13 protein-coding genes are annotated in these 20,248 nt (G+C 64.8%); 3 read left to right on the top strand and 10 right to left on the bottom strand.

Annotated elements, in window-relative coordinates; genetic code table 11:
• The first annotated feature begins 194 nt into the window (after window positions 1-194).
• Together QO259_RS03820 and QO259_RS03815 are read left to right on the top strand one after the other, a co-directional pair.
• Entirely contained in the window at window positions 195-629 is a 435-nt protein-coding gene (locus QO259_RS03820; protein ID WP_285951865.1) for a DUF3617 domain-containing protein, read from the top strand.
• Window positions 630-812: 183 nt separating this feature from the next.
• Window positions 813-2,285 carry a glucosyltransferase domain-containing protein gene (locus tag QO259_RS03815; protein ID WP_285951864.1) on the top strand — a complete coding sequence of 491 codons (1,473 nt, stop codon included), beginning with the start codon at window positions 813-815 and terminating at the stop codon, window positions 2,283-2,285.
• Window positions 2,286-2,358: 73 nt separating this feature from the next.
• Here QO259_RS03815 and QO259_RS03810 read toward each other — a convergent pair whose 3' ends face one another.
• The 7 genes from QO259_RS03810 to QO259_RS03780 all read right to left on the bottom strand — a co-directional run bounded on the left by QO259_RS03810 (window position 2,359) and on the right by QO259_RS03780 (window position 14,277).
• Window positions 2,359-2,949, bottom strand: coding sequence for a hypothetical protein (locus QO259_RS03810; RefSeq protein ID WP_285951863.1), 591 nt, complete (start codon window positions 2,947-2,949; stop codon window positions 2,359-2,361).
• 279 nt (window positions 2,950-3,228) lie between these two features.
• A complete protein-coding gene (locus QO259_RS03805) occupies window positions 3,229-3,519 on the bottom strand; it encodes a DUF6447 family protein (RefSeq protein WP_285951862.1) in 291 nt (96 codons plus the stop codon).
• A gap of 101 nt (window positions 3,520-3,620) precedes the next feature.
• The gene (locus QO259_RS03800) at window positions 3,621-4,421 is read right to left on the bottom strand and encodes a SapC family protein (protein ID WP_285951861.1); all 801 of its coding nucleotides are present in this window, start codon (window positions 4,419-4,421) and stop codon (window positions 3,621-3,623) included.
• Between the two features lie 238 nt (window positions 4,422-4,659).
• Window positions 4,660-7,779, bottom strand: a complete 3,120-nt coding sequence (locus QO259_RS03795) for a beta strand repeat-containing protein (protein ID WP_285951860.1) — start codon at window positions 7,777-7,779, stop codon at window positions 4,660-4,662.
• 712 nt (window positions 7,780-8,491) lie between these two features.
• Window positions 8,492-12,016 (bottom strand): glycoside hydrolase family 99-like domain-containing protein, encoded by a 3,525-nt coding sequence (locus tag QO259_RS03790; RefSeq protein ID WP_285951859.1) that lies wholly within the window; start codon window positions 12,014-12,016, stop codon window positions 8,492-8,494.
• Window positions 12,003-13,457 (bottom strand): ABC transporter ATP-binding protein, encoded by a 1,455-nt coding sequence (locus QO259_RS03785; RefSeq protein ID WP_285951858.1) that lies wholly within the window; start codon window positions 13,455-13,457, stop codon window positions 12,003-12,005. Before QO259_RS03785 ends, QO259_RS03790 begins: the two co-directional genes overlap by 14 nt.
• The gene (locus tag QO259_RS03780) at window positions 13,447-14,277 is read right to left on the bottom strand and encodes an ABC transporter permease (protein ID WP_285951857.1); all 831 of its coding nucleotides are present in this window, start codon (window positions 14,275-14,277) and stop codon (window positions 13,447-13,449) included. The genes QO259_RS03785 and QO259_RS03780 overlap by 11 nt, the downstream gene beginning before the upstream one ends.
• 499 nt (window positions 14,278-14,776) lie before the next feature.
• Here QO259_RS03780 and QO259_RS03775 point away from each other — a divergent pair, with 499 nt between their 5' ends.
• Entirely contained in the window at window positions 14,777-15,685 is a 909-nt protein-coding gene (locus tag QO259_RS03775; protein ID WP_285951856.1) for a glycosyltransferase family 2 protein, read from the top strand.
• An 82-nt stretch (window positions 15,686-15,767) separates the two neighbouring features.
• Here the strand turns inward: QO259_RS03775 and QO259_RS03770 are convergent, their stop codons facing one another.
• The 3 genes from QO259_RS03770 to QO259_RS03760 all read right to left on the bottom strand — a co-directional run bounded on the left by QO259_RS03770 (window position 15,768) and on the right by QO259_RS03760 (window position 20,248).
• Window positions 15,768-17,144 carry an undecaprenyl-phosphate glucose phosphotransferase gene (locus QO259_RS03770; protein WP_285951855.1) on the bottom strand — a complete coding sequence of 459 codons (1,377 nt, stop codon included), beginning with the start codon at window positions 17,142-17,144 and terminating at the stop codon, window positions 15,768-15,770.
• 90 nt (window positions 17,145-17,234) lie between these two features.
• Entirely contained in the window at window positions 17,235-18,866 is a 1,632-nt protein-coding gene (locus tag QO259_RS03765; protein WP_285951854.1) for a TolC family outer membrane protein, read from the bottom strand.
• 2 nt (window positions 18,867-18,868) lie between these two features.
• Complete coding sequence (locus QO259_RS03760) at window positions 18,869-20,248, bottom strand: HlyD family type I secretion periplasmic adaptor subunit (protein ID WP_285951853.1); 1,380 nt, start codon at window positions 20,246-20,248, stop codon at window positions 18,869-18,871.

Raw genomic sequence — 20,248 nt, 5'->3', positions numbered from 1 at the left:
GGCGACGGCCATCATGAACACAGCGACCTTCGTGAACACAGCGACCTTCGCGAACACAGCGACCTTCATCGTCGCTGCCCTGGACGTCGTACGAGAAGTCGAAACATGACCGGGGGGCATAGCCAGGGCGACAAACCGCGCGGGCGGAGCGGGCTGGCGCCGATAACGACACACGCCATCGAGGGAGACGCCGCATGACGACACGCCACCTGCTGATTGCCGCCCTGCTGGGCATGACGACCACGCCGACCTGGGCCGGTGACATCGAGCCCGGCCAGTGGAAAACGACGACCACCCTCGAGGGCGACAAACTACCGCCGGGCATGCCGCGCGAAAGGATCGATACCCAGTGCTTCACCGCCGAACAGGCCCGAGACCTGGCAGCGGCCATACGTCAGAACTTTACCGATGAAGGCTGCAAGGTCGTGCAGACCTCCCGGGACGGCGCCACCCTCGGCTACCAATTCAGCTGCCAGGGTCAGGGCGGTGCCATGGAGGCCCAGGGCTCGACGACCATTCATGACTCGCGCCACATGAGCGCCAGCATGACCTCCCGCTACGTCGGCAGTGACACCGAGCTGACCATGTCCAGCGAGAGTGAGTGGGTCGGCGAGACCTGCCAGGAGTGACCCCCACACCGGTACCATCGCCACGCCGCGATGGTGCCGGTAGAATTCCTGCCACAACGCCGAGCCCAGCCGCCGCGCCCGGCATCCCCCTTCCCACGAGGCCCAGATGACCCGCGTTGCTTCCCCCCCGGTGGCCGGCCGCCGTCGCTCGGCGAGCCCGGCCGCCTGCTGCTGCTGACCCTCGTGGCCAGCCTGCTCGTCTATGGCTACCCGCTGACCCACTTCAGCCTGCCCATCGACGGCGAATTCGCCGACAACTTCGCCCAGACCATCGCCTTCGGCCGCTGGGGGCACAGCCTGCTGCGCGCCTGGCTGCTGCCCGAGCCCTTCACGCCCTTCTTCACCCTGCTGGTGGCGCTGCTCGCGCTCAGCCTGGCGGCGACCCTGGGCGCACGGCTGCTGCGGCTCTCCGGGGCGGGGGCGCTGCTGTTCACCACGCTGCTGGTCGGCTTCCCCCAGCTCGCCTACCAGTTCGAATTCATCAATCAGGCCGACACCCTGGCCATCGGCTATCTGCTGGGTATCGCCAGCGTCTGGCTCTTCGTCAACGCCCTGGCGCTGCGGGGGGCGCCGCGCTGGGGCGGCCTGCTGCTGGCCACCGGCTGCTACGTCTATGCCATCGGCATCTACCAGAGCCTGGTGGTGATACCGCCGCTGATGCTGCTGGGGCGGCTGGCTTTCATCGAAGCCGGCACCGACGCGAGTGGCGACGACGCACGCCCCCGAATCGCCCCGCGCCAGGGTCTGGCGCAGCTGGCCGGCTTCGCGCTGCTGTCGCTGGTGGCGCTGGCGCTCTACGTGGCGATCACCCGCTGGACCCAGGCCCACTTCGCGATCGCCGGGTCGAGCTACCTGGCCGGCTTCGTCAACCTGGGGCTCGGCCCCTGGGCCTATCTGCACGCGGTCACGGCACAGCTCGCTCAGGGCCTCGGCGGGCGTCAGAACTTCGGCCTGGCCAGTTTCGCACTGGCCAGCGCCGCTGCCGCCCTGCTGCTGGCCACGGCGCTGCTGCGCTGGCGCACCCTGGGCGCCGGGCGCAGCGCCTACCGCTGGCTGTTGACGCTGGGCATGCTGCTGTTGCCGTTCGTGTTCTGCCTGACCAGCCGCTACGCCCTGCCGCCGCGTATTTTCGTCGCCACCAGCCTGAGCCTGGCGCTATTGGTGACGCTGGCGCTTTACCGCCGCGACCCGCGCTGGCTGCTGGGGCTGGCCGCGCTACTGCTGCTGATCCACGGCGCCCGAGTGTCGCAGCTCTTCGCCTCCGACGCCGCCGTACGCCAGGCCGACGTGCTGATGGCCAACCGCATCGCCACGGCGCTCTATCTGCAATACCCAGATTTCGACCCCGCGCGCACCCCGGTCTACTTCCACGGCGGCATCGCCAACGACAGCGTGCACAAACTGCCGCGCTCGGACGTCTTCGGCAGCTCCTTCTTCGCCTGGGACGGCGGCAACAACATTCGCCTGCGGCTGTTCTTCCGCTACTACGGCATCGGCGACTGGCGCAACGCCGACCGCGACGAGACCCGCCGCGCCCTGCACCAGGTCGAGGCCATGCCCATCTGGCCCAACCCCGGCGCGATCCAGCGCCATGACGGCGTCATGATCGTCAAGCTGGGCGCGCATCGCGGCTGGCTGCCGTTCAGCGTGGAGTGACACCGCCCGGCCGGCTCGGCGATTCGCAGGAATCGCCGAGTGTGTGCGGGTATGGATGCCTGTGTTGCAACGATCAGGCGATATTGCCCTCGCCGAAGGCCGGCGCGGGGGTATCGACACCGCCCACCAGTGCCGCACCATCGTTGACCGGCTCGGCAAGCGCCGGGGCGAGGTGCGCCGCCTCTTCTGCCCCGGGCTCGGCGGGAAACACCCAGGTTTCGGTCAACACAGCGGCATCCGGCTCGGCGGGAAACACCCAGGTTTCACCGAAACCGTCCGACTCGGGCGGCCGGACCCCCTCGAACACCCCATAAGAGTTGAAATGCTCGAGTGGCGACAACCCAGCGGCGACGAAGGCAATGGCGACATCCGCGATGTTCTCGTAGGGCTCGCCGTTGGCCTGGGTTTCACCGATCTCCTGGAGCTGATCCAGCTTTGCATCCAGATAGCCGAGCGTGTCGAACCTGGGGCTCGGGTCGATGCCTTCCGCGAAGCCGTAGGTTGCGTAATGCTCCCGGGCGGAAAGACCCGCCTCAGCAAAGGCCTGCTCGACGTCGTCGGTGGTCCAATCGCCGTACTGATCGCGATCCTCCCAACGCAGCTGTTCCAGCTTCTGCTCGAGGTAATAAGGCTCATCGAAATCGATATTTATCGGACTGGTCATATTTCCCGCGCTCCTTGCCCGCCTATTGTGTTGTCTGGCCTGGATGGCATCGAGTCGATGTCATCATCGACCATGCTATCGCAACCGCCGGCAGGACCGCCAAGGCCCCGGCGCGATCCAGCGCCATGACGGCGTCATGATCGTCAAGCTGGGCGCGCATCGCGGCTGGCTGCCGTTCAGCGTGGCGTGAGCGCCCGAGACGCCGAAACCGCCGCCAAGGCCTGAAAAAACCGGCCACGGGGGCCGGTTCGCTGAATTCGCTGGATTCGCCGTGCAGGCTCACTCGGCGCTTTTCTTGCTCCGGCTGGCCGGGGCCTTCTTGGCCGTGGTGCTGCGAGTCGTGCTCTTGGTGGCGCGCTTGGCGGGCGCCTTCTCGGCGGGCAGGGCGCGCTCGAGCAGGTTGGAATAGGTGACACGTGCCGCCTGGGCGATGCTGTACTGACGCTGGATACGCGCGATCTCTTCATCGCAGAGACGCAGGTTGGCCAGCTGCTTGCGCGCTTCCTCGCTGAGCTGGTCCAGCTGGTACTCCTTCCCGTCGATGGAAACGGTCTGGTCGTTATCGGCCATGTTGGGTCTATCCTTGGTCACGGTAAATCGAAATCCCATTCTAGCCGGTGTGGCGCGCGCTTCCTAGGCGAAGCCTTTCCGGCCACACCGGCGGCAGGCGCTCAGTCACCGAAATCGAACGCGAGCTCTTCATCGTCGCCATCGAACAGCCGGGCGACATCCACCGACTCGCCCGCCTGGCTGCGCTCGGCGATCTGCGTCTGCAGCTCGGCCAGCCGGGTCAGCCCGGGCAGGCGGTGCTGGGCGTAGAGCTGGGCATAGGCGATGGCCAGCGCCCCGCTCTGCGCCAGGTCGCTCAAGATCTCGCCCGAGAGCCCGCGAAGCGCGGCCTCGTCGAGACGGTACAACCCATCGACCCGGTGCGGCTCGCCCGCGTCATCGTTGACCGAGAAGCGCCAGGGCACGATCAGGCCGGTTTCCGCCAGGGCGGTGACGGCGTGCCGGGTGGTGCGGCGCTGGTCGTCGTACTGGCGCAGGAAGGTGAGCGTGCGCTCGACCTGCGGGGCCAGCTTGCCCGCGTCGTCGAAGAAGCGGTGCTCTCCCTCGGCGCCCTCCACCCACAGCCCGCTGTCGGCATCGAAACCCAGCACTCGGCGGTCGCCCTGCGGGTCGTGCAGCAGCGCGAAGGGGTAGCCGCGAAACGCCGCCGGCACATAGCCGCCCATCCAGCGCCCATCCGGGTGCACGAACAGATTGTGGCGCGAGTCCAGCGACAGCACCGCGACCAGCGCCCACTGCTCGCCCTCGGGCATGAAGGCCAGCGGCAGCGTGGGTAGCGCGCGGGCGACCTCCTCGGCGACCAGCTCGGCGACCGGGCGCTCGGCGGCATACTCATAACCGCGTTTCTTGAGCCAGCCGTCGCCAAGGTGGCGCTGGGTACTCAGGGGAATAAAGCGTGGCATGACACTCCTCTCGAATGGTTGGCCGGTGCCCATCCTAGCAAAGGAGAATGGGTTGCATGAGTATCATCGGCGGCACCCCGCCACGCGGAGTGCCGCCGATGATACCGCTATGAGGGCGTCGGCAAGTGACACCCCTCAACGACGAACCCCCCGGCCCGGGGGCCGAGGGGTTCGTGGAGTCGGGCCGGCGAACCGGCCCTGTTCCGCATCACCAACCGCGTGATGCCGGGGCAAACCCTTACGCCAGGTTGTCGGCGTGCAGGGCGTCCACATTGCTGGTGCCATTGGTGGAACCGAAGTCCATGGTGCCGATCAGCTGGACGCTGCTGAAGTCGCCGGAATCCGCACCCGACTGCAGGTGGAATGCCTTGACTTCACCGGGGTTACCATCGGTACCGGCATTGTTAACCAGCAGGATGTAGTCGGAAGCTTCACTTGCAGCGTCGATGCTGCTGTCGATGCCACCCACACTACCGGAGTCAGCGTTCAGGGCGTTCAGAACGTCAGAGGCACTCAGGTCAGCGAAGGAGACATCGTCAGTACCGGTGAAGTCCAGCGTATAGACGGTGTCGTTGGTCAGCTCGCCGGCAGCATCGTCGACGTCGCCAGTGTTGGCCGCTGCACCGCCCAGGTAGCTGGTGAAGTCCAGGATGTCAGCACCGGTGTTGGTCGCCAGATCACCATCGGTGAAGTTGACGATGGTGTTGTCACCGTTGTTGTAGCCGGTGAAGGCCACGGTGTCGTTGCTGTCGGCGCCAGTGCCCAGAACGATTTCGTCAGTGCCGGTACCGGCATTGATGACGTTGTCGCTTTCGACGGAGCTGTCCGCACCGGTGATGTCGGTGGCGGTAGTGGTGGTGGTGTCGTCTGATGTGTCATCAGGCGTACCGCCGTCGTCGACCGTCGTTACGTCTGCCTTAGCAAACTCGGTGTCGTAGTAGCCAGCGCCGCTGCTGTCTTGAGTCAGCGTGACGTCGGCTTCACCGTCGTTCGCGTTGTTGCTGGTGAAGCTGATGGCAAGATCGTCAGTGGTCATTGCACCGTCGATCTTGGAGTCGACGATCAGCGAGTTGCCGTTGCCGTCTTTGGCCAGCAGCAGCTCCTTGAGGACGTCGTCGCTGTTGATCGCGGACTTGATCGCCTGGTTGATCTGCAGCGCGGTGATGGTGGCATCACCAGATGCATTGATGTTGCTGGCTGCAACGTTGATGTTCACAGTCGCTTCATAGCCCATGAAGTTGACTGCAACACCGAACGTGTTGGAGCTAGCAGTTGCATCGAAGCCAGTCACGGTAAAGCTCTGCGCGTTACCGCTAGCGCCGCTGGACAGACCGTTGTCGCTGTTGGACTCGAGGTCATCGATATCCAGCGACGCGTTGTTGAAGACGAACTGCGCGCGGCCTTCGTTGGTGCCGATACCCTGGTCACCGCTGTTGTCGGCCAGGATCAGGTCGTCGCCAGCGCCGGTGTTGATGGTGGCGTTGCCGGCACCTTCAGTCCAGACGCGGTCGTTGCCAGCACCGGTGTCGATGGAGACGTTGTTGTTCAGCTGCTGGTTGGTCAGCGCAGAACCGGACAGGTCGTTGCTGAAGTGAACGACGTCGTTGCCGGCACCGGTGCTGATGTCGAGTTCGAAATCTTCGCGCTCGAGCACGTCTGCGTCGACGTTCAGGTTGAGCACGTCGTCGCCGGAAGTCAGCTCGTAGCTGTAGACCACGTTGTCTTCAGCCGGGTTGCCGTTGACGTCGACCAGGTTGAGGTCGCGGTCGATGACGGCGTCGGTGATGACGGCGTTGATCGCGGAGCTGCCGTTCAGGCCGGTCAGATCGACGTCCTGGACGTCGGTCAGGCCCTGGTCGCCACCGGTGGTGTCAGCAACGAACGGGCTGACCCAGTTGGCGGTCTGGCCGTTGGCGGTGAAGTATTCACCGGCGGTGTTGCTGTGGCCCCAGCTCGCGCTCTGCTGGCCGACGCGGAAGTAACCGGTACCGCTGACTTCGACCTGCTTGAGGTGGTTGAAATCAGAGTTAGTAGCGGTGTCTTCAGAGGACAGCTCGGTCAGCCAGGCACCGTTCTTGGTGGTGACGACGAACTTCTCGATACCCACGTTGGTGGCAGACTCACCGGCGATGTTGACGCTGCCGCCCTGGGAGCCGTAGCCGATGTTGTCCAGATCGATGGAGGTCTGGATCAGGCCGTCGACACCGTCAGTGATGGTGTCGAACGCACGTGCGTAGGAGTCGACGCCGCCGGTGTCCACGCTGGTGACGTTGGCGGTGAAACCACCGAGGGTACCTTCCTGGGCGCTCAGGACGATCGAGACACCCTGGACCTTCTCACCGGTGAGCTGGTCGGTCTGCTTGTCGTACTGGTCGACGGAGAAGGTGTTGCCCTGACGCACGTTCAGACCGGAGAGTTCCGGGTTCTGCGCTTTCAGCGTGGCGATACCGGTCTGGATGGCTGCCAGCAGATCCGGGTAGCTCTGCGCCTGGGTCAGCGCACCGTTAGTGTTCTCGTCGTTCACCTGGTACTCGGTACCGTTGTAGGTGAACTCGAAGTAGTTGATCTGGGTGTTGTTCAGGGTCTGGGTGGTGTCGTTGGCCGGGGCCAGACGATCGGCGAAGCGCAGATCCAGGACGGAGCCGGCACCGATGCCACCGCTTTCGACCATCAGCGGGCTGAGGAAGGTCGCCTGATAGAGGTCGACGCCGCCGGCACCATCAACATCAGCCTGACCGTAGTTGAGCTGGTTGCTCAGGGTGAACTTGTAGTCGGCGGTGGTGTTGTAGCTTTTATTCTCGTCGTAGTACGCCTTGCCGACGTGCTTGACGGTATCGCCCTGGGCTTCGGATTCCAGAACCATCTTCTGGTTCTCTTCATCCCAGACGATCTTGTTGCCGGCCTTCTCGGAAGCGTCGAAAGCGATGGTGTTGGTCGGGGTCGGCGTGGTGGGGCCATCGCCGCCGCCGGTTTCACCGCTTACCGGCGTCGCGGTCAGACCTTCGTCCTGGCCGTAGAGGTTGTAGTGCTCGAGCGGAGACAGACCGGCCGCCTGGAAGGCGTTGGCGACGTCAGCGATGTTGGCATACGGCTCGCCGTCGGCCTGGGTTGCGCCAGTCGCCTGGAGCTGAGCCAGCTTGTCTTCGAGGTAAGCAGTGCTATCGAACTGGGCGTTCGGGCTCAGATTTTCGATGTAGCCGTACATTTCGTAGTGCTGTTCGGCGGTCAGGCCGGCATCGTCGAACGCCTGCTGGACGTCTGCGGTGGTCCAGTCGCCGTACTCGGCGCTGTCCTGCTTTTGAAGCTGTTCCAGCTTTTGTTCGAGATAGAACTGCGAGTCGAAATTAATCGTTGCCATACTGGCAATCTCCTTGCATATGCGGCTTTTTTTCCATGGGGTGCGGTAAAAACACCGCTATTGGATCCAACATGTTTCCAATTCGGTGCCTCGCGCTGTCGCCTGCGCACCCTTGCACACAGGCAACGGTGGCGCTCAGCACTGCGACATGGGTTTTTCGACGTTATTCGTGCCTTCTTTCCCAGTGCCGGTGAAACCGGTATCCGAAACCGTCGTCCCGAATATCACCGCTTTGCTCATGACGAAGATGAGCCAGAGCTTCACCCTGCCGGATGCTAGAGCCTTCAATAGGGGTTTGCAAGCGTCGGTAATGTCGCAGTCACGCTTCGCAGCCTTGCGTTGTGCGACTTTTGCCGTATGTTAGCTAGCACTTACTACGGATAAAAGTATGACTTTCAGTGAGTTGGCGTAAGAGAACGGCTACCCGCGAGACACGCTTCCCAAGAATAGTGAGGGTTTACTCGCGTAATTCGGGCAATTCAAATCGCTTAGCGCGCAAAGTGGTTTTTTTCTGACCCGTGGGAATTCGCCGTATGCGTAGTCAGTCAGCGCTTACTCTGTCAAATCCGATCTGACAAGTACTCAGTAGACTTTAGTTTTACGTAAAAACGTCATTTCCAGGTCGCTTTTACGTAATTGTCATGTCATCGACGTAAAAACGCCATCCCGTTGGATGGCGTTCCTAAGTTCAATGAAGTTTCGAACGTGACCTTCAACCGATTCGGCTCAGGATCTCCCGCCGCAGGCGACGCGCCAGCGGGCTCCGCCGCGCGATCTGACGCAGCTTGGCCTTGGCCCCGGACCATTGCCGCGGGGCGTACTCGGCGCTGGTGTCGGCCGGCGGCGGGCACGGTGCGGCGTAGGCGTAGCTGTCGTTGACCTGCGGCGCGCGGCTCAGGCGCCCCGGGCCGTCGGTGTCGGTCACGCGGTAGCCGGCGGCGGTCACCGCGCGCGCAAGGATACGCTCTATCGCATGGCCGAGAGCGCCGTCGGTCTGCGCCAGCTCGTGCTCGAAGTCGCCCCAGTGGAGCACGTCCAGCAACGCTGCCAGGGCTTCCGGGCGGCACCAGAACATCGAGCCGGCGAAGAAGTGCATGGTGTCCAGCGGCTCGGCGCTACCCAGGCGTTCGAGCAGGCGATGTACCTGGGCCGGGCTTTCCGGGTGGATGCCCCAGTAGCGCGGGTAGGCGAGCCAGTGGCCGGCGGGGCCGACCAGCCCCAGCTCGGGGTTGTCGGCAAAGGCGCGCTGGATCTCGCCGATGTGGCCGGCGTCGCCGAGCAGCTTGGCGAACATTTCGTCACGCCAGCCTTCACCGTCGGCACGGTGCAGGCTCTTCTTGGCGTGCACCTTGCACACTGCGGTGTAGCCGAGCGGTCGGATCGCGCGCAGCACTTCGAGGAAGGGGGCGATATCGCGGCCGCGATTGGGTACGCGGGCGGTGCGCACGTCGTCGATATCCGCGGCGAGCCGCCGCTCGGTGTCGGCGGGGGCGTCTTCGGCCAGCGTCACGAAAAGGTCATGGCCGTCGGGTATGTGTCGTAGCCAGGGCAGCACCGTCTCCCACATCTCGGGGTAGTACAGATGCAGAATCACCGCGGTGTCGTGGGCACGCGGAGTGGCGGCCATGGCGGCAATGCTCTGGGGCGCGGCGTGTTCCACCGGGTAGTGGGCGAGCACTTCCTGGGTGGCGCGCAGGTAGGCGTAGCCGTGGCGCCGGTCGGGTTCGAGATAGGCGCCTTCGGCCCACTCGTTCCAGGCATTGACGAACACCAGCTGGCCGTCGCCCGCGTTGGCGTCGCTGCGGCGGCAGGCGTCGTCGAGCCAGCGGCGGTAGTCGCCCGGGTTGGCGCCGTGGAAGATGTGCCCGCGGCCGGGCTTGCGCGCTTCGTTGTCCCAGGCCGGGAAGACCGTCGGGTAGAGCCGGTAGTCCGGGCGCGGCTTGGCGATCTGGCTGGCGACCACGTCGCGGTAGTCGTAGACGCGACCGGCGAACTCGGGGTTGAGGAACTCCAGCTCGCCCTCGATCTGGCGCGCCTGCAGCCCGTGCGGGGGAAACTCCACCGCGGCGTCGAAGCCGTAGGGCTCGGGGTCGCCGATACCGAAGCTCTGGGCACACACCAGGTGCAGCTCGCCCAGGCCGCGCTCGCGGCAGTATTCGCGCCAGGTGCGGGCGGTGGCGGCGGCATCGGGGATGATGTCGACCCGGTAGACGATCAGCACCGGCTTGCCGTCGACACGCAGATAGCGCGGGTCCTCGAGCAGAGGCACGATGTCTTCGATGAATTCGAGATCGTCCTGGGGCTCGTGACGCTGCTCCATCAGGATGTCGTTCTCCTGACCGTCCCAGCGCCGCGTCCAGTTCTCGTTGGCCCAGCACAGGCAGAACGGGAAGTCGATGTTGGGGTTGGCGACGTACTGGTCGATCGGCCGCTCGAGCAGACGCTTGCGGCCGCTGAACCAGTAGTAGTGGAAGCAGAAGGCTTCGATGCCGTGCTGGCGCGCCAGTTCGACCTGGCGCTCCTGGACGTCGGGCAGACGCAGGTCGTAGAAGCCGAGTTCGCCGGGCAGGCGCGGCTGCTCGTGGCCGACGAACTGCGGCACCGCCTTGCTGACGTTGGTCCACTCGGTGAAGCCCTTGCCCCACCAGCGGTCGTTCTCGGCGATGGGGTGGAACTGCGGCAGGTAGAAGGCGATGGCGCGGATCCGCGAGTCGCCGTCGAGCCGATGTTCGGTGGGCTCGACATAGCTCTCGCTGGGATTGGCCGCGCCGTCGAACAGCACCGGGAAGAGACGGTCGCCGCTGGCCTTGACGCCGGCGGTCTCGGCGCCCTGCCCCGGCTGGCTGCGCAGGTGGTGCAGCAGCGGGTGCTGGCGGCGCTCGATCAGGCCGGGGTGCTGACGCAGATAGCTGGCGGTGTCGAAGGCCGGCGAGGCGGCACGGCCTTCGTAGCCGCCGTGGCGCTGGTAGTGCGCCAGCGGGTCGAGCCCGCGGCTGTGCACGTCGGGGTTGTGCTGGCGGTACCACTCGGCGTCGAACAGCCCGGATTCGGCGATCAGGCGGCGTTCGTCACGAGCCCGGCGGCGCTCCCCCGGCCACTGGCAGGCGCGCTTGATCAGGCGCTTGAGCAGCCAACCCGGCGATTGCGCCCGCGCCTGGAGGCGGAAGTGATGGCCGTTGAGGTCGAGTAGCTGGGTTTCCAGCGCCTGGCGCTCATCGGCGGCACGCTCGCGCTCGGCCTGCGCCTGGGCGAGCTCCTCGGCGAGCCGGCCGACTTCGTCTTCCAGACGGGCGTGGTCGGCCATCAGCGCGTCGCGCTCGGCGGCCACCCGCTCACGCTCGGCGTCGCGCGTCTCGAGCGCCTGGGTCTGGCCGGCGATGGCGTCGTCCATCTGCGCGATGCGGGCGTCGCGCTCGGCGACCGCGGCCTGGCAGCGTTCCAGCTCGCCTTGCGCGGCCTCGAGCGCACGCTGGCGTTCGAGCACGGCATCGGCGTGCTCGATGCCCTGGCGGTAGCAGCTCGTGGGCAGCGCGGGGAGGTCGGCGTCGCTGGCCAGGGCGATCCAGTACATGGGGTCGCCGAGACCGCTGATACCGGCGGCGCTGGTATGGTCGCTGGATTCACCACCGTAGGTGACCATGGCGGTGGGCTCGCGGCTCTCGGGTACCACCAGCGAGCCGTAGACCACGCGCTGACCGAACAGGGCGTGATGGGCGAAGTACTCCCCGAGCAGGCCATCGAACTCGTCGCGGCTGAGTTCACGTACGTGATAGGGGTTGTCGAAATCCCGCGCCACGCTGTATTCGTGATGGTCGGGGCTGGAGATGATCAATAGCCCGCCGGGGCGCAGCACGCGGCGAATCTCGGCGAGCATCTCGCGGTGGCGGTCGTGGTGCTCGATGGTTTCGAAGCTCACCACCACGTCGACCGAGGCGTCCGCCAGGGGGATCTCGGCGCAGTCGCCGGCGAGAAATTCGAGATTGTCGGCGGGGTAGGCCGCGCGGGCGTGGGCCACGGTGTCGGTGTCGATGTCGACCCCGGTCACGCGGGCGGCACGTTCGGCCAGCAGGTGCGCGCCATAGCCTTCGCCACAGGCGATATCCAGCACGTCTTTGCCTTCCACGAGGCGCTGCGCCAGCCGGTAGCGGTGCTGGTGCTCGGCGACGATGCCGCCGTCGAACTCCGGCAGGAAACGTTCCCCCGTCGTGGGCAAGGCGTTGGGATCACTGGACTTCATGCGGGCTATCTACCTCTAGCGAAATGGCGTGCATGGGAATACCGACGAGACCGTGGCTCTGACTACTGGAGTGCGACTTGAAGAACAGCGCATCGTGAATCCAGTGGTGCTGGACGTGTTCGTCCTGGGTGCCGTCGGCGATGGCGGTGCTGATGCTGTAGTCACCGCGCGGCAGGATCGGCATGCGGAAGGTGAAGGTGGCGTCGAGCGCCTGCCCCGGCGCGGTGCCGACCGGGTCGTCACGGTAGCTCAGGAAGCTGTTGTCACCGAACAGGGTCTGGCCCAGGCGGTCCTTGACGTAGAAGCCGATGATCGGCCGCGCCAGCGGCTCGCCGGCCTGGGCCCGGGCGCGAATGCGCAGGGTCACGCGTTCGCCACCGACGATCCACGATAGCGGGCGCCCTTCGTCGTCGCTCAGCTCGACGTGTTCGATGGTGGCATGCCCCTTGCCGAAGCCGCTGGCGGAGGGGTCGAATTCGAAGATTTCCAGATCGTTGCGATAGGGCGAGGCGTTGATCAGGTCCTGACGCATGTCACGACGTTCCAGCGGTGCCGGCTTGGTGTCACGTAGCCCTCCGCCGCTGCGCGCGACGCTGCCGCGCCCCTGGTTGGCTTCGAAGAACGCCTGCAGGTAGGCGTCGGCGACCTCCTTGGGCTCACCTTCGGCCACCACCTTGCCGGCGTCGAGCCAGATGGCACGCTGACACAGGTTGAGTACGGCGGAGGTGTCGTGGCTGACGAACAGCACGGTGCCGCGCTTCATGAAATCGCGCAGGAAGCGCATGCACTTCTGGACGAAAAAGGCGTCACCCACGGCAAGCGCTTCGTCGATGACCAGAATGTCGGCGTCGACGTGGGCGATGACGGCGAAGGCCAGGCGCACGTACATGCCGCTGGAATAGGTCTTGACCGGCTGGTCGATGAAGTCGCCGATCTCGGAGAAGGCCAGGATGTCGTCGAAGCGCGCGTCGATCTCCGCCTGGCTCAGGCCGAGTACGGTGGCATTCATATAGACGTTTTCACGCCCGCTGAACTCGGGGTCGAAGCCGGCGCCGAGTTCGAGCAGCGCCGCCACCCTGCCCCGCGTGGTGATGTCACCACGGGTCGGCGCCAGGGTGCCGCAGATCATCTGCAGCAGAGTCGACTTACCGGAGCCGTTGCGCCCGATGATGCCGACCGTCTCGCCCCGGGCGATCTCGAAGCTGATGCCGTCCAGGGCGTGGAAGTCGCGGCCGTAGTCACGCCGTGGCCGGCCCAACCAGCGCTGCAGGCGCGGTACCACGAACTGCTTGAGTCGATCACGCGGGGAGGCGTAGACCCGGTAGTACTTGGCCACGTCGGCGACCCGGATGGCGATCTCGCCGGCGGTGGCCACGGCGCCCTGCTCACCCTCGGTGTCGGCCATCGGCGCTGTCGTCTGCTGCACGGGTTCAGAGCACATCGGCGAACCCCTTGCGTGTCTTCTGGAACCAGACGAAGCCGGCCCAGGCGATGATCAGTGCCGCTATGCCGTAGAGCGCCAGCCCCGACCAGTCGGGCATCTGTCCGGCGATCACCACGCGGCGCATCTGTTCGATGATGAAGGTGAGCGGGTTGGCGAGGATGAACGGCCGGAAGGTTTCCGGCAGCGCCGAGAGCGGATAGAACACCGGCGATAGAAATAGCAGCATGGTGGTGACCAGCGACATGGTCTGGCCGATATCGCGCAGGAACACCCCCAGCGAGGCCAGTATCCAACCCAGCCCCAGCGCGAGCAGGCACAGCGGCAACGCGACCAGCGGCGCGAGCACCAGCGTCGGCGCCATGGTGTGGTCGAACGCGATCTGCGCCAGCACCAGCACCACGAGGCTGACCATGGCATGGAACAGCGCCGAGCCGAGCGGGATCAGGGGCAGAATCTCCAACGGAAAGACCACTTTCTTGACGTAGTTCTGGTTGGCCATGATCAGCCCGGGCGCGCGGTTGAGCACTTCGGCGAACAGACCGTGGACGATCAGACCGGCGAACAGCTGCAGGGCGAAGTGGGCCTGCCCGCCTTCGGGGGTGAGCCCCCAGCGCGCCTCGAACACGACCGTGAAGACGAAGGTGTAGACGCCGAGCATGATGATGGGATTGAAGAACGACCAGGCGAGACCCAGCACCGAGCCCTTGTAGCGCCCGATGACGTCCCGCTGGATCATCTGTCGTGTCAGGTTGCGGTAACGCCAGAGGCGTTGGAGCATCGCCGTCAGCGAGACCGATTGGTATGCGTGAGGATTCATCGTCCCTCTTTATCAAAATCGTTGCGAGCCGTGTATCATCGGACATCTTGCCGGTGCCGGCCGTTCGGTCGGGCATCTTACAGCAGTCGCGATAGGTTGAGAATTGTCGCCAATTCGGGACCCTGGGGCGAGAACGCCGCTTGACGCCGGGCATAAAAGCGTTTTCGATCAAACGCCTCGGCTCTGTCTGCAATAACCGACAGCGCCCTCTTCTCTTGCCTTTGCCTGTTGCCTTGACGGCGTGGGGTCTTGGCGACTCGGGCGGCTACTGGCAGCCGCGAGTATTCCGGGCCGCGGGATCCGAGAAGGCAAGGCACCGCCGATGCCCGCTCGAGGGCGTGATCACCGAGGCGTGAGAGCCATGGCTCCGGCACGCTGGCCACGATTGGCGGTGAACCGGCGGTGAGAGGCAACCGTGACGCCCCGGCCGCGGTGGCGGCGAACCATACAAACATACAACGCAGTGCGAGTGCGACGAGGGGTACGAGTTTTGCGCCAAGTGGGTCTTTGTGTACCAACCCTGAATGCAGGGGCCGGCTGGGATGCCTGGCTAGAGGCGACGCGCGAGGCCGCCGAGGGCTATCGCTTTCTGGTGATCGATTCGACGTCCGACGACGCTACCGCCGATCTGGCTCGCGCCGCCGGTTGCGAGCTGCACCGGGTGGCGCGCCGCGACTTCGACCACGGCGGGACGCGCGGCTGGGCACTGGAGCTGCTGGCGGATTGCGACATCGTGATTTTCGTCACCCAGGATGCGCTGGTCTCTTCCCCCGAGACCTTTGCCCGGATCATCCAGACTTTCGACGATCCAAGCATCGGTGCCGCCTACGGGCGTCAGTTGCCCTACTCCTGGGCCACCCCGGTGGCAGCTCACGCGCGGCTGTTCAACTATCCGGCGGACTCGCACACCATGGCCGCCGAGGACGTGGCGCGCTATGGCATTCGCGCGGCTTTTCTGTCCAATTCATTCACCGCGTATCGGCGCGAGGCGCTGATGGAAGTCGGCGGCTTCCCCAATGGCACCATTCTCAGTGAGGACATGATCGCCGGGGCGAGGCTATTGAAGAAAGGGTGGCGGCTGCACTACTGCGCCGAGGCGCAGGTGTATCACTCTCACAACTATTCGTTGTTCCAGGAGTTCCGCCGCTATTTCGATATTGGCGTGCTGCACGCCAACGAACCCTGGCTTCTGGAGATGACTGGCCGCGCCGAAGGCGAGGGGCGCCGCTTCATTCTGTCGGAGGCGCGCTACCTGATGCAGCACGCGCCCTGGCTGCTGCCGCTGGCAACCGTGCGCAATGGCCTCAAGTATCTGGGCTATTCGTTGGGCCGGCGCCATCACCTGCTGCCCAAGCGCTGCAAGCCGGGACTGTCGATGCACGCCGCCTACTGGCGACGCAACGCCTGAGCGCTGCGGGGCGCTCGACTACGGCCACATCCAGAACTGGCCCTCGGTCAAGGCTGAGTGCGAGTCGGTGAAGGGCCCTGGCTCAAGGCTGGGCATTGAAGAAGCCGCGCTTGACAGTGAGCGCGAGAATCTTGACGTCCATGCCCAGCGTCCAGTTGTTGATATAGTAGAGGTCGTGGTCGACCCGCTGTTCCATGTCGACCACATCGCGGGTTTCGCCACGCAGGCCGTAGATCTGCGCCCAGCCGGTAATCCCCGGTTTGACCCGGTGGCGCTGCATGTACTTGACGATCAGATCCTTGTAGAACGCATTGTGATCGAGCGCATGTGGACGCGGCCCGACCAGCGACATGCGCCCCTGGAGCACGTTGTAGAGCTGCGGTAGCTCGTCGAGACTGGTGCGGCGCAGCCAGCGTCCCAGCGGCGTGATGCGCGGGTCGCCGCGGTGCGCCTGACGCGTCCCCTCGCCCACCGGGTGTAAATGCATGGTGCGAAACTTGTAGATCTTGAAACGCTTGCCATCGAGACCGTGGCGATACTGCTTGAACAGCACCGGGCGCCCCGTCGATAGCCATACGCCGAGCGCGATCAGCAGCATGATCGGCAGAAAACCGATGAACAGCAATGTGCCGAGCACGTAGTCCTCGATACTCTTGACGATACGCGCCGGCCCATGGAGCGGGCTGTAGTTGAGGTCGATGGAGAACATGTCAGCGACCTGAGCAACGCGGTGGTTGAGCAGGCGGACATCGGAGAGGTCGGGGAAGTAGCGTACGTTGACCGGCACGCCGATCAGACTGTCGGCGAGCGCCTTGACCGTGTTGCCGCAACTGAGCGGAAAGCTCAGCCAGATCTCGTCGAAATCGCGTTTGAACACCGACTCCTTGGCCAGGCGCACGACGTCTTCCAGCACCTGGTCATCGTGGGTGTAGGGAATGGTCTGGTCGATTCGATAGCCGATATGGGGCATGTCGGCGAGGCGCTGGCGGGTCTGCTCGGCGTTGGCCGCGGGGCCGATGAACAGAATCGATTTGATGTTGCGCCCACGCGCGCGCAGCCGCCGCAGGTAGCCATAGAGCAGCCCGCGCGAGAGCAGGCCGATGGCCAGCACGCTGAGCGCGGAGAGCCCCATCCATAGCCGGGAATAGATGTAGCCGCTCTGGGTGACCACCAGAAAGGCGCTGATCAGCAGCACGGTGCCCAGCCAACTGGCGAAATAGGAGCCGAACATGCTGAAGACGCTGCGCCCCCGCCACGGCTCGTAGAGTCCGAAGATTTCACCGATGGCCGGCAACAGCAGGCCACCGACCACGATCAGTAGTGGATACTCGGTGCCGAAGGTGAACGCGAGATCCGGCAGGTGCCAGAAATAGAGGGTACTGACCAGCATGGCGACAGCGGCATCGAAGCCACGCATCACCATCCGCAGGAAATCGTTGCTGGCGCGTCTGGGGCTCATGCTGTCTGTCACCTCTGGGCTCGAACGCCCGCGTGGGGCGTCAGCCCCTGCCGGCGGTATTCAACGCCGGCAGGGTCGCGCGAGCCAGTCTCATCCGGTCACCTGACGCAGGATCTTCATGGTATCGACCAGATCCTGGGTGTCCAGCGCACCGACCGCCGCCTTGAGGTTGAGCCGGTCGAGCAGATACTGGCGAATCGTCGAGACCAGCTTGATGCGCTGGTCGTAGAGGTCGGCGCGAGCGTCGAGGACATCGACCAGATCGCGCAGACCGAGCTGCTCGCCACGCTCGGCGGCTTCGAGGAACAGATTGCTGGAGTCGATCGAGCGCTTCAGCGCCTCGATCTGACGCGCATCGCCGCGCAGGCTGCGCAGCCGTTTGCGCACTTCCTGCCGCGCCACGTTGAGGGCGTTGACATAGGACGAGCGACTGGACTGCAGCGACAGCTCACCCTGACGAACGCTGGCAGTGGTGTAGCCCCCCTGGTAGATGGGCACGTTGAGGCGCAGCGTGGCCGAGGTGTCCTTGCTCTCGCGATAGGGGTCGTTGGAGTCGCGATGGGAGTAACCCATGCTGAGATCCAGCTCGGGATAGTGCCCCGCGCGGCGCACCCCGGTCTCTGCCTTGGCGACCTCTTCCTGCTGTTTGCCGAGCTGCACTTCGACGTTGTCGCCGACCCGGGTCAGCCACTGCTGTTCGTCACCGTAATCGCCTTGCAGATCGAGCGCGCCGAGGTCGCCCAGACGGCTACCGGTGAAGGTCGGGAGCTGGCCGGTAAAACGCTCGAGTACGCTCAATGCATTGTCCAGCTCGTTCTCGGCCTGCAGCTTGTCGGAAACCGCCTGATCGAGCCGCGAGCGCGATTCGAGCAGGTTGATGCGATCCCCAACACCGAGGTCGTAGGCACGCTGGGCCTGCTTGACCTGCAGTTCCAGCGACTTTTCCTTGGAGTCGAGCAGGCCCAACTTACGCGATGCGAGGAAGGCATCGAGATAGGACTTGGCGACGTCGAGGGCAAGGTCGCGCTCGCCCACCGCCACCTTGAGTTCGGCGACATCGCTCTGGGCCTTGGCCTTGCCCACCTTGCGCCAGCGTTCGAGACTGAACAGCGGCTGGGTGACCTGGACCTGCCAGGTCTTGTCCCGGGTCACCCCCTGATAGCGAGCCTCGTAGTCGTCACCGACGTTGCTCAGTTCGTTGTCCGGGTCGTACTCGGGGTTGTCGGTATAGTAGTTGTCGGACTTCTGGTAGAGATAGCTGGCGCTGGCGCTGACCTGCGGCTTGAGCCCGGCCACGCTCATCGGCACGTTCTGCTGGGTCGCTTCGGCATCATAGCGTTGGCTGGCCAGCTTGGCGTCGTTGCGCAGCGCGAGTTCGAACAGGCGTGGCAGCGACGGCAACGAGTGGGCGTCGTCGCTCGCGCTCGTGTCTTCGCCGAGGCCGCCGCTCAGGCCAATCCCGCCCGCCGGCTGGCCATCCAGCGCCGGCAGCGGGTCGGCCGCGATATCGTCGGCGGCCTCTTGCGCACCCGGTGTGTCAGCGCTCGGGGCGGGTATCGCTGCGCCCCTGCTGGCTTGCGCCGCTGCCGCGGTGTCGCCCTCGACCGCGACCTGATCGGTCCAATGCAGCGGCTCGGATGTCTGCGCCAGTGCCAGCGGTGATGCCAACGGTGTGGAGATCAGCAGCCCCAACAGCGGGAGTCGATGGAATCGCTTGATCATCTTCATTCCTCACGCATGGCGCGTGCCAGCATGTCGGTGATCGGTTTGGCCACGTAGCTGGCAAAGGTACGCTCGCCGGTGCGAATCATGACTTCCGCCGGCATGCCCGCCAGCAGCTGCATGTTTTCGGTCATCTCACGCTTGCCCTTGGGCGTCACCTTGACCCGGGCCTTGTAGTACTCCGCACCGGTGGCCTCGTCTTTGAAGGTATCGGCGCTGACATTGGTAACCTCGCCTTCGATGACGTTGGTCAGGCGCTGGTTGAAGGCGCTGAAACGGATCTCGGCATACTGGCCGGAGTAGATGTTGTCGATGTCCTTGCTGGGAATGCGCGCCTCGACCACAAAATCATCCCCCGAGGGTACGATGTTCATGATCGGCTCGCCCGGCTTGACCACCGCACCGATGGTGTGGATCGTCATTCCGACCACGGTGCCCGCTACTGGCGCGGTCACGGTGGTACGACGGACCTGATCGCTCAGTGCGGTCATGCGCTCCTCGGCGTCGGCGATATTGGCCTGGGCCTGACGCAGCTGCTCGCCAACGTCTTTCTGGAATTCCTGCTGTTTGACCTGCTGCTGGACCTTGTTTTCGCTGATCTGCGATTTGAGCTTGGCAATGTCAGAGCGGTGCTGGGCGATCTCGCCCTTGAACTGAAGTACCTGGCGTTCGAGCTCGCGCAGACGCTGGTTGTCTCCCAGCCCTTCCTTGAACAGCGCGCGATAATCCTTGGCTTCGCCCTCTAACGACGCCATGCGGGACTGATTGACGGCGATCATCTTCTGCAAGCCGTCGATCTGCTCGCGCATCTGGTTGGCCTGCTCGCCGAGTGCTTCGACGGTACCCTGGAGAGAATCGCGGCGCGCCGCGAACAGCGCCCGTTGCACCGCCAGCACTTCCTTGACCCGCGGGGCATCGCTGTCGAGCAGTTCCTTGGGAAACTCGAGCTTGTCGTCCCCTTTCTGCTCGGCCATCAGGCGCACTTCCGCGGCCCGGTTGATCAAATATTGCGAGCGCGCGATCTCGAGCTGCGAGCGTGCCTGGGTGTTGTCGAGCACCATCAGTGTCTGCCCGGCGTCGACATGATCACCGTCGTGGACCAGGATTTCCTTGACGATACCGCCTTCCAGGTGTTGCACGGTCTTCTTGAACGACGCCACCGACACCGAACCCGGCGCCACCACGGCGACGGCGAGATCGGCGGTCGCCGCCCAGCCGCCGAAGCCGCCGAACGCGACCAGCAGGATCAACAGGCCCAGGCGCTTGTAGCCGCGGTCGTTGATCGGCAGCGTTGCCTTGCCGGGAGCGGAGGCAGTCGCTTCACCTTCGATGCTGTCCTGATAGGGGGTGATATCGTGACGTTTGGAGTTGTCGCCTGCCAT

It is taken from the genome of Salinicola sp. JS01 (assembly GCF_030284585.1).
Lineage (GTDB): Bacteria > Pseudomonadota > Gammaproteobacteria > Pseudomonadales > Halomonadaceae > Salinicola.
This window is presented reverse-complemented; position numbering and strand designations above follow the sequence as displayed.

Bases quoted from the DNA above. Each gene is read 5' to 3' on its own strand.
- QO259_RS03795 (WP_285951860.1), bottom strand. From the start codon at position 7,779: ATGGCAACGATTAATTTCGACTCGCAGTTCTATCTCGAACAAAAGCTG.
- QO259_RS03800 (WP_285951861.1), bottom strand. From the start codon at position 4,421: ATGCCACGCTTTATTCCCCTGAGTACCCAGCGCCACCTTGGCGACGGC.
- QO259_RS03765 (WP_285951854.1), bottom strand. From the start codon at position 18,866: ATGATCAAGCGATTCCATCGACTCCCGCTGTTGGGGCTGCTGATCTCC.
- QO259_RS03780 (WP_285951857.1), bottom strand. From the start codon at position 14,277: ATGAATCCTCACGCATACCAATCGGTCTCGCTGACGGCGATGCTCCAA.
- QO259_RS03785 (WP_285951858.1), bottom strand. From the start codon at position 13,457: ATGTGCTCTGAACCCGTGCAGCAGACGACAGCGCCGATGGCCGACACC.
- QO259_RS03805 (WP_285951862.1), bottom strand. From the start codon at position 3,519: ATGGCCGATAACGACCAGACCGTTTCCATCGACGGGAAGGAGTACCAG.
- QO259_RS03790 (WP_285951859.1), bottom strand. From the start codon at position 12,016: ATGAAGTCCAGTGATCCCAACGCCTTGCCCACGACGGGGGAACGTTTC.
- QO259_RS03770 (WP_285951855.1), bottom strand. From the start codon at position 17,144: ATGAGCCCCAGACGCGCCAGCAACGATTTCCTGCGGATGGTGATGCGT.
- QO259_RS03820 (WP_285951865.1), top strand. From the start codon at position 195: ATGACGACACGCCACCTGCTGATTGCCGCCCTGCTGGGCATGACGACC.
- QO259_RS03810 (WP_285951863.1), bottom strand. From the start codon at position 2,949: ATGACCAGTCCGATAAATATCGATTTCGATGAGCCTTATTACCTCGAG.
- QO259_RS03760 (WP_285951853.1), bottom strand. From the start codon at position 20,248: ATGGCAGGCGACAACTCCAAACGTCACGATATCACCCCCTATCAGGAC.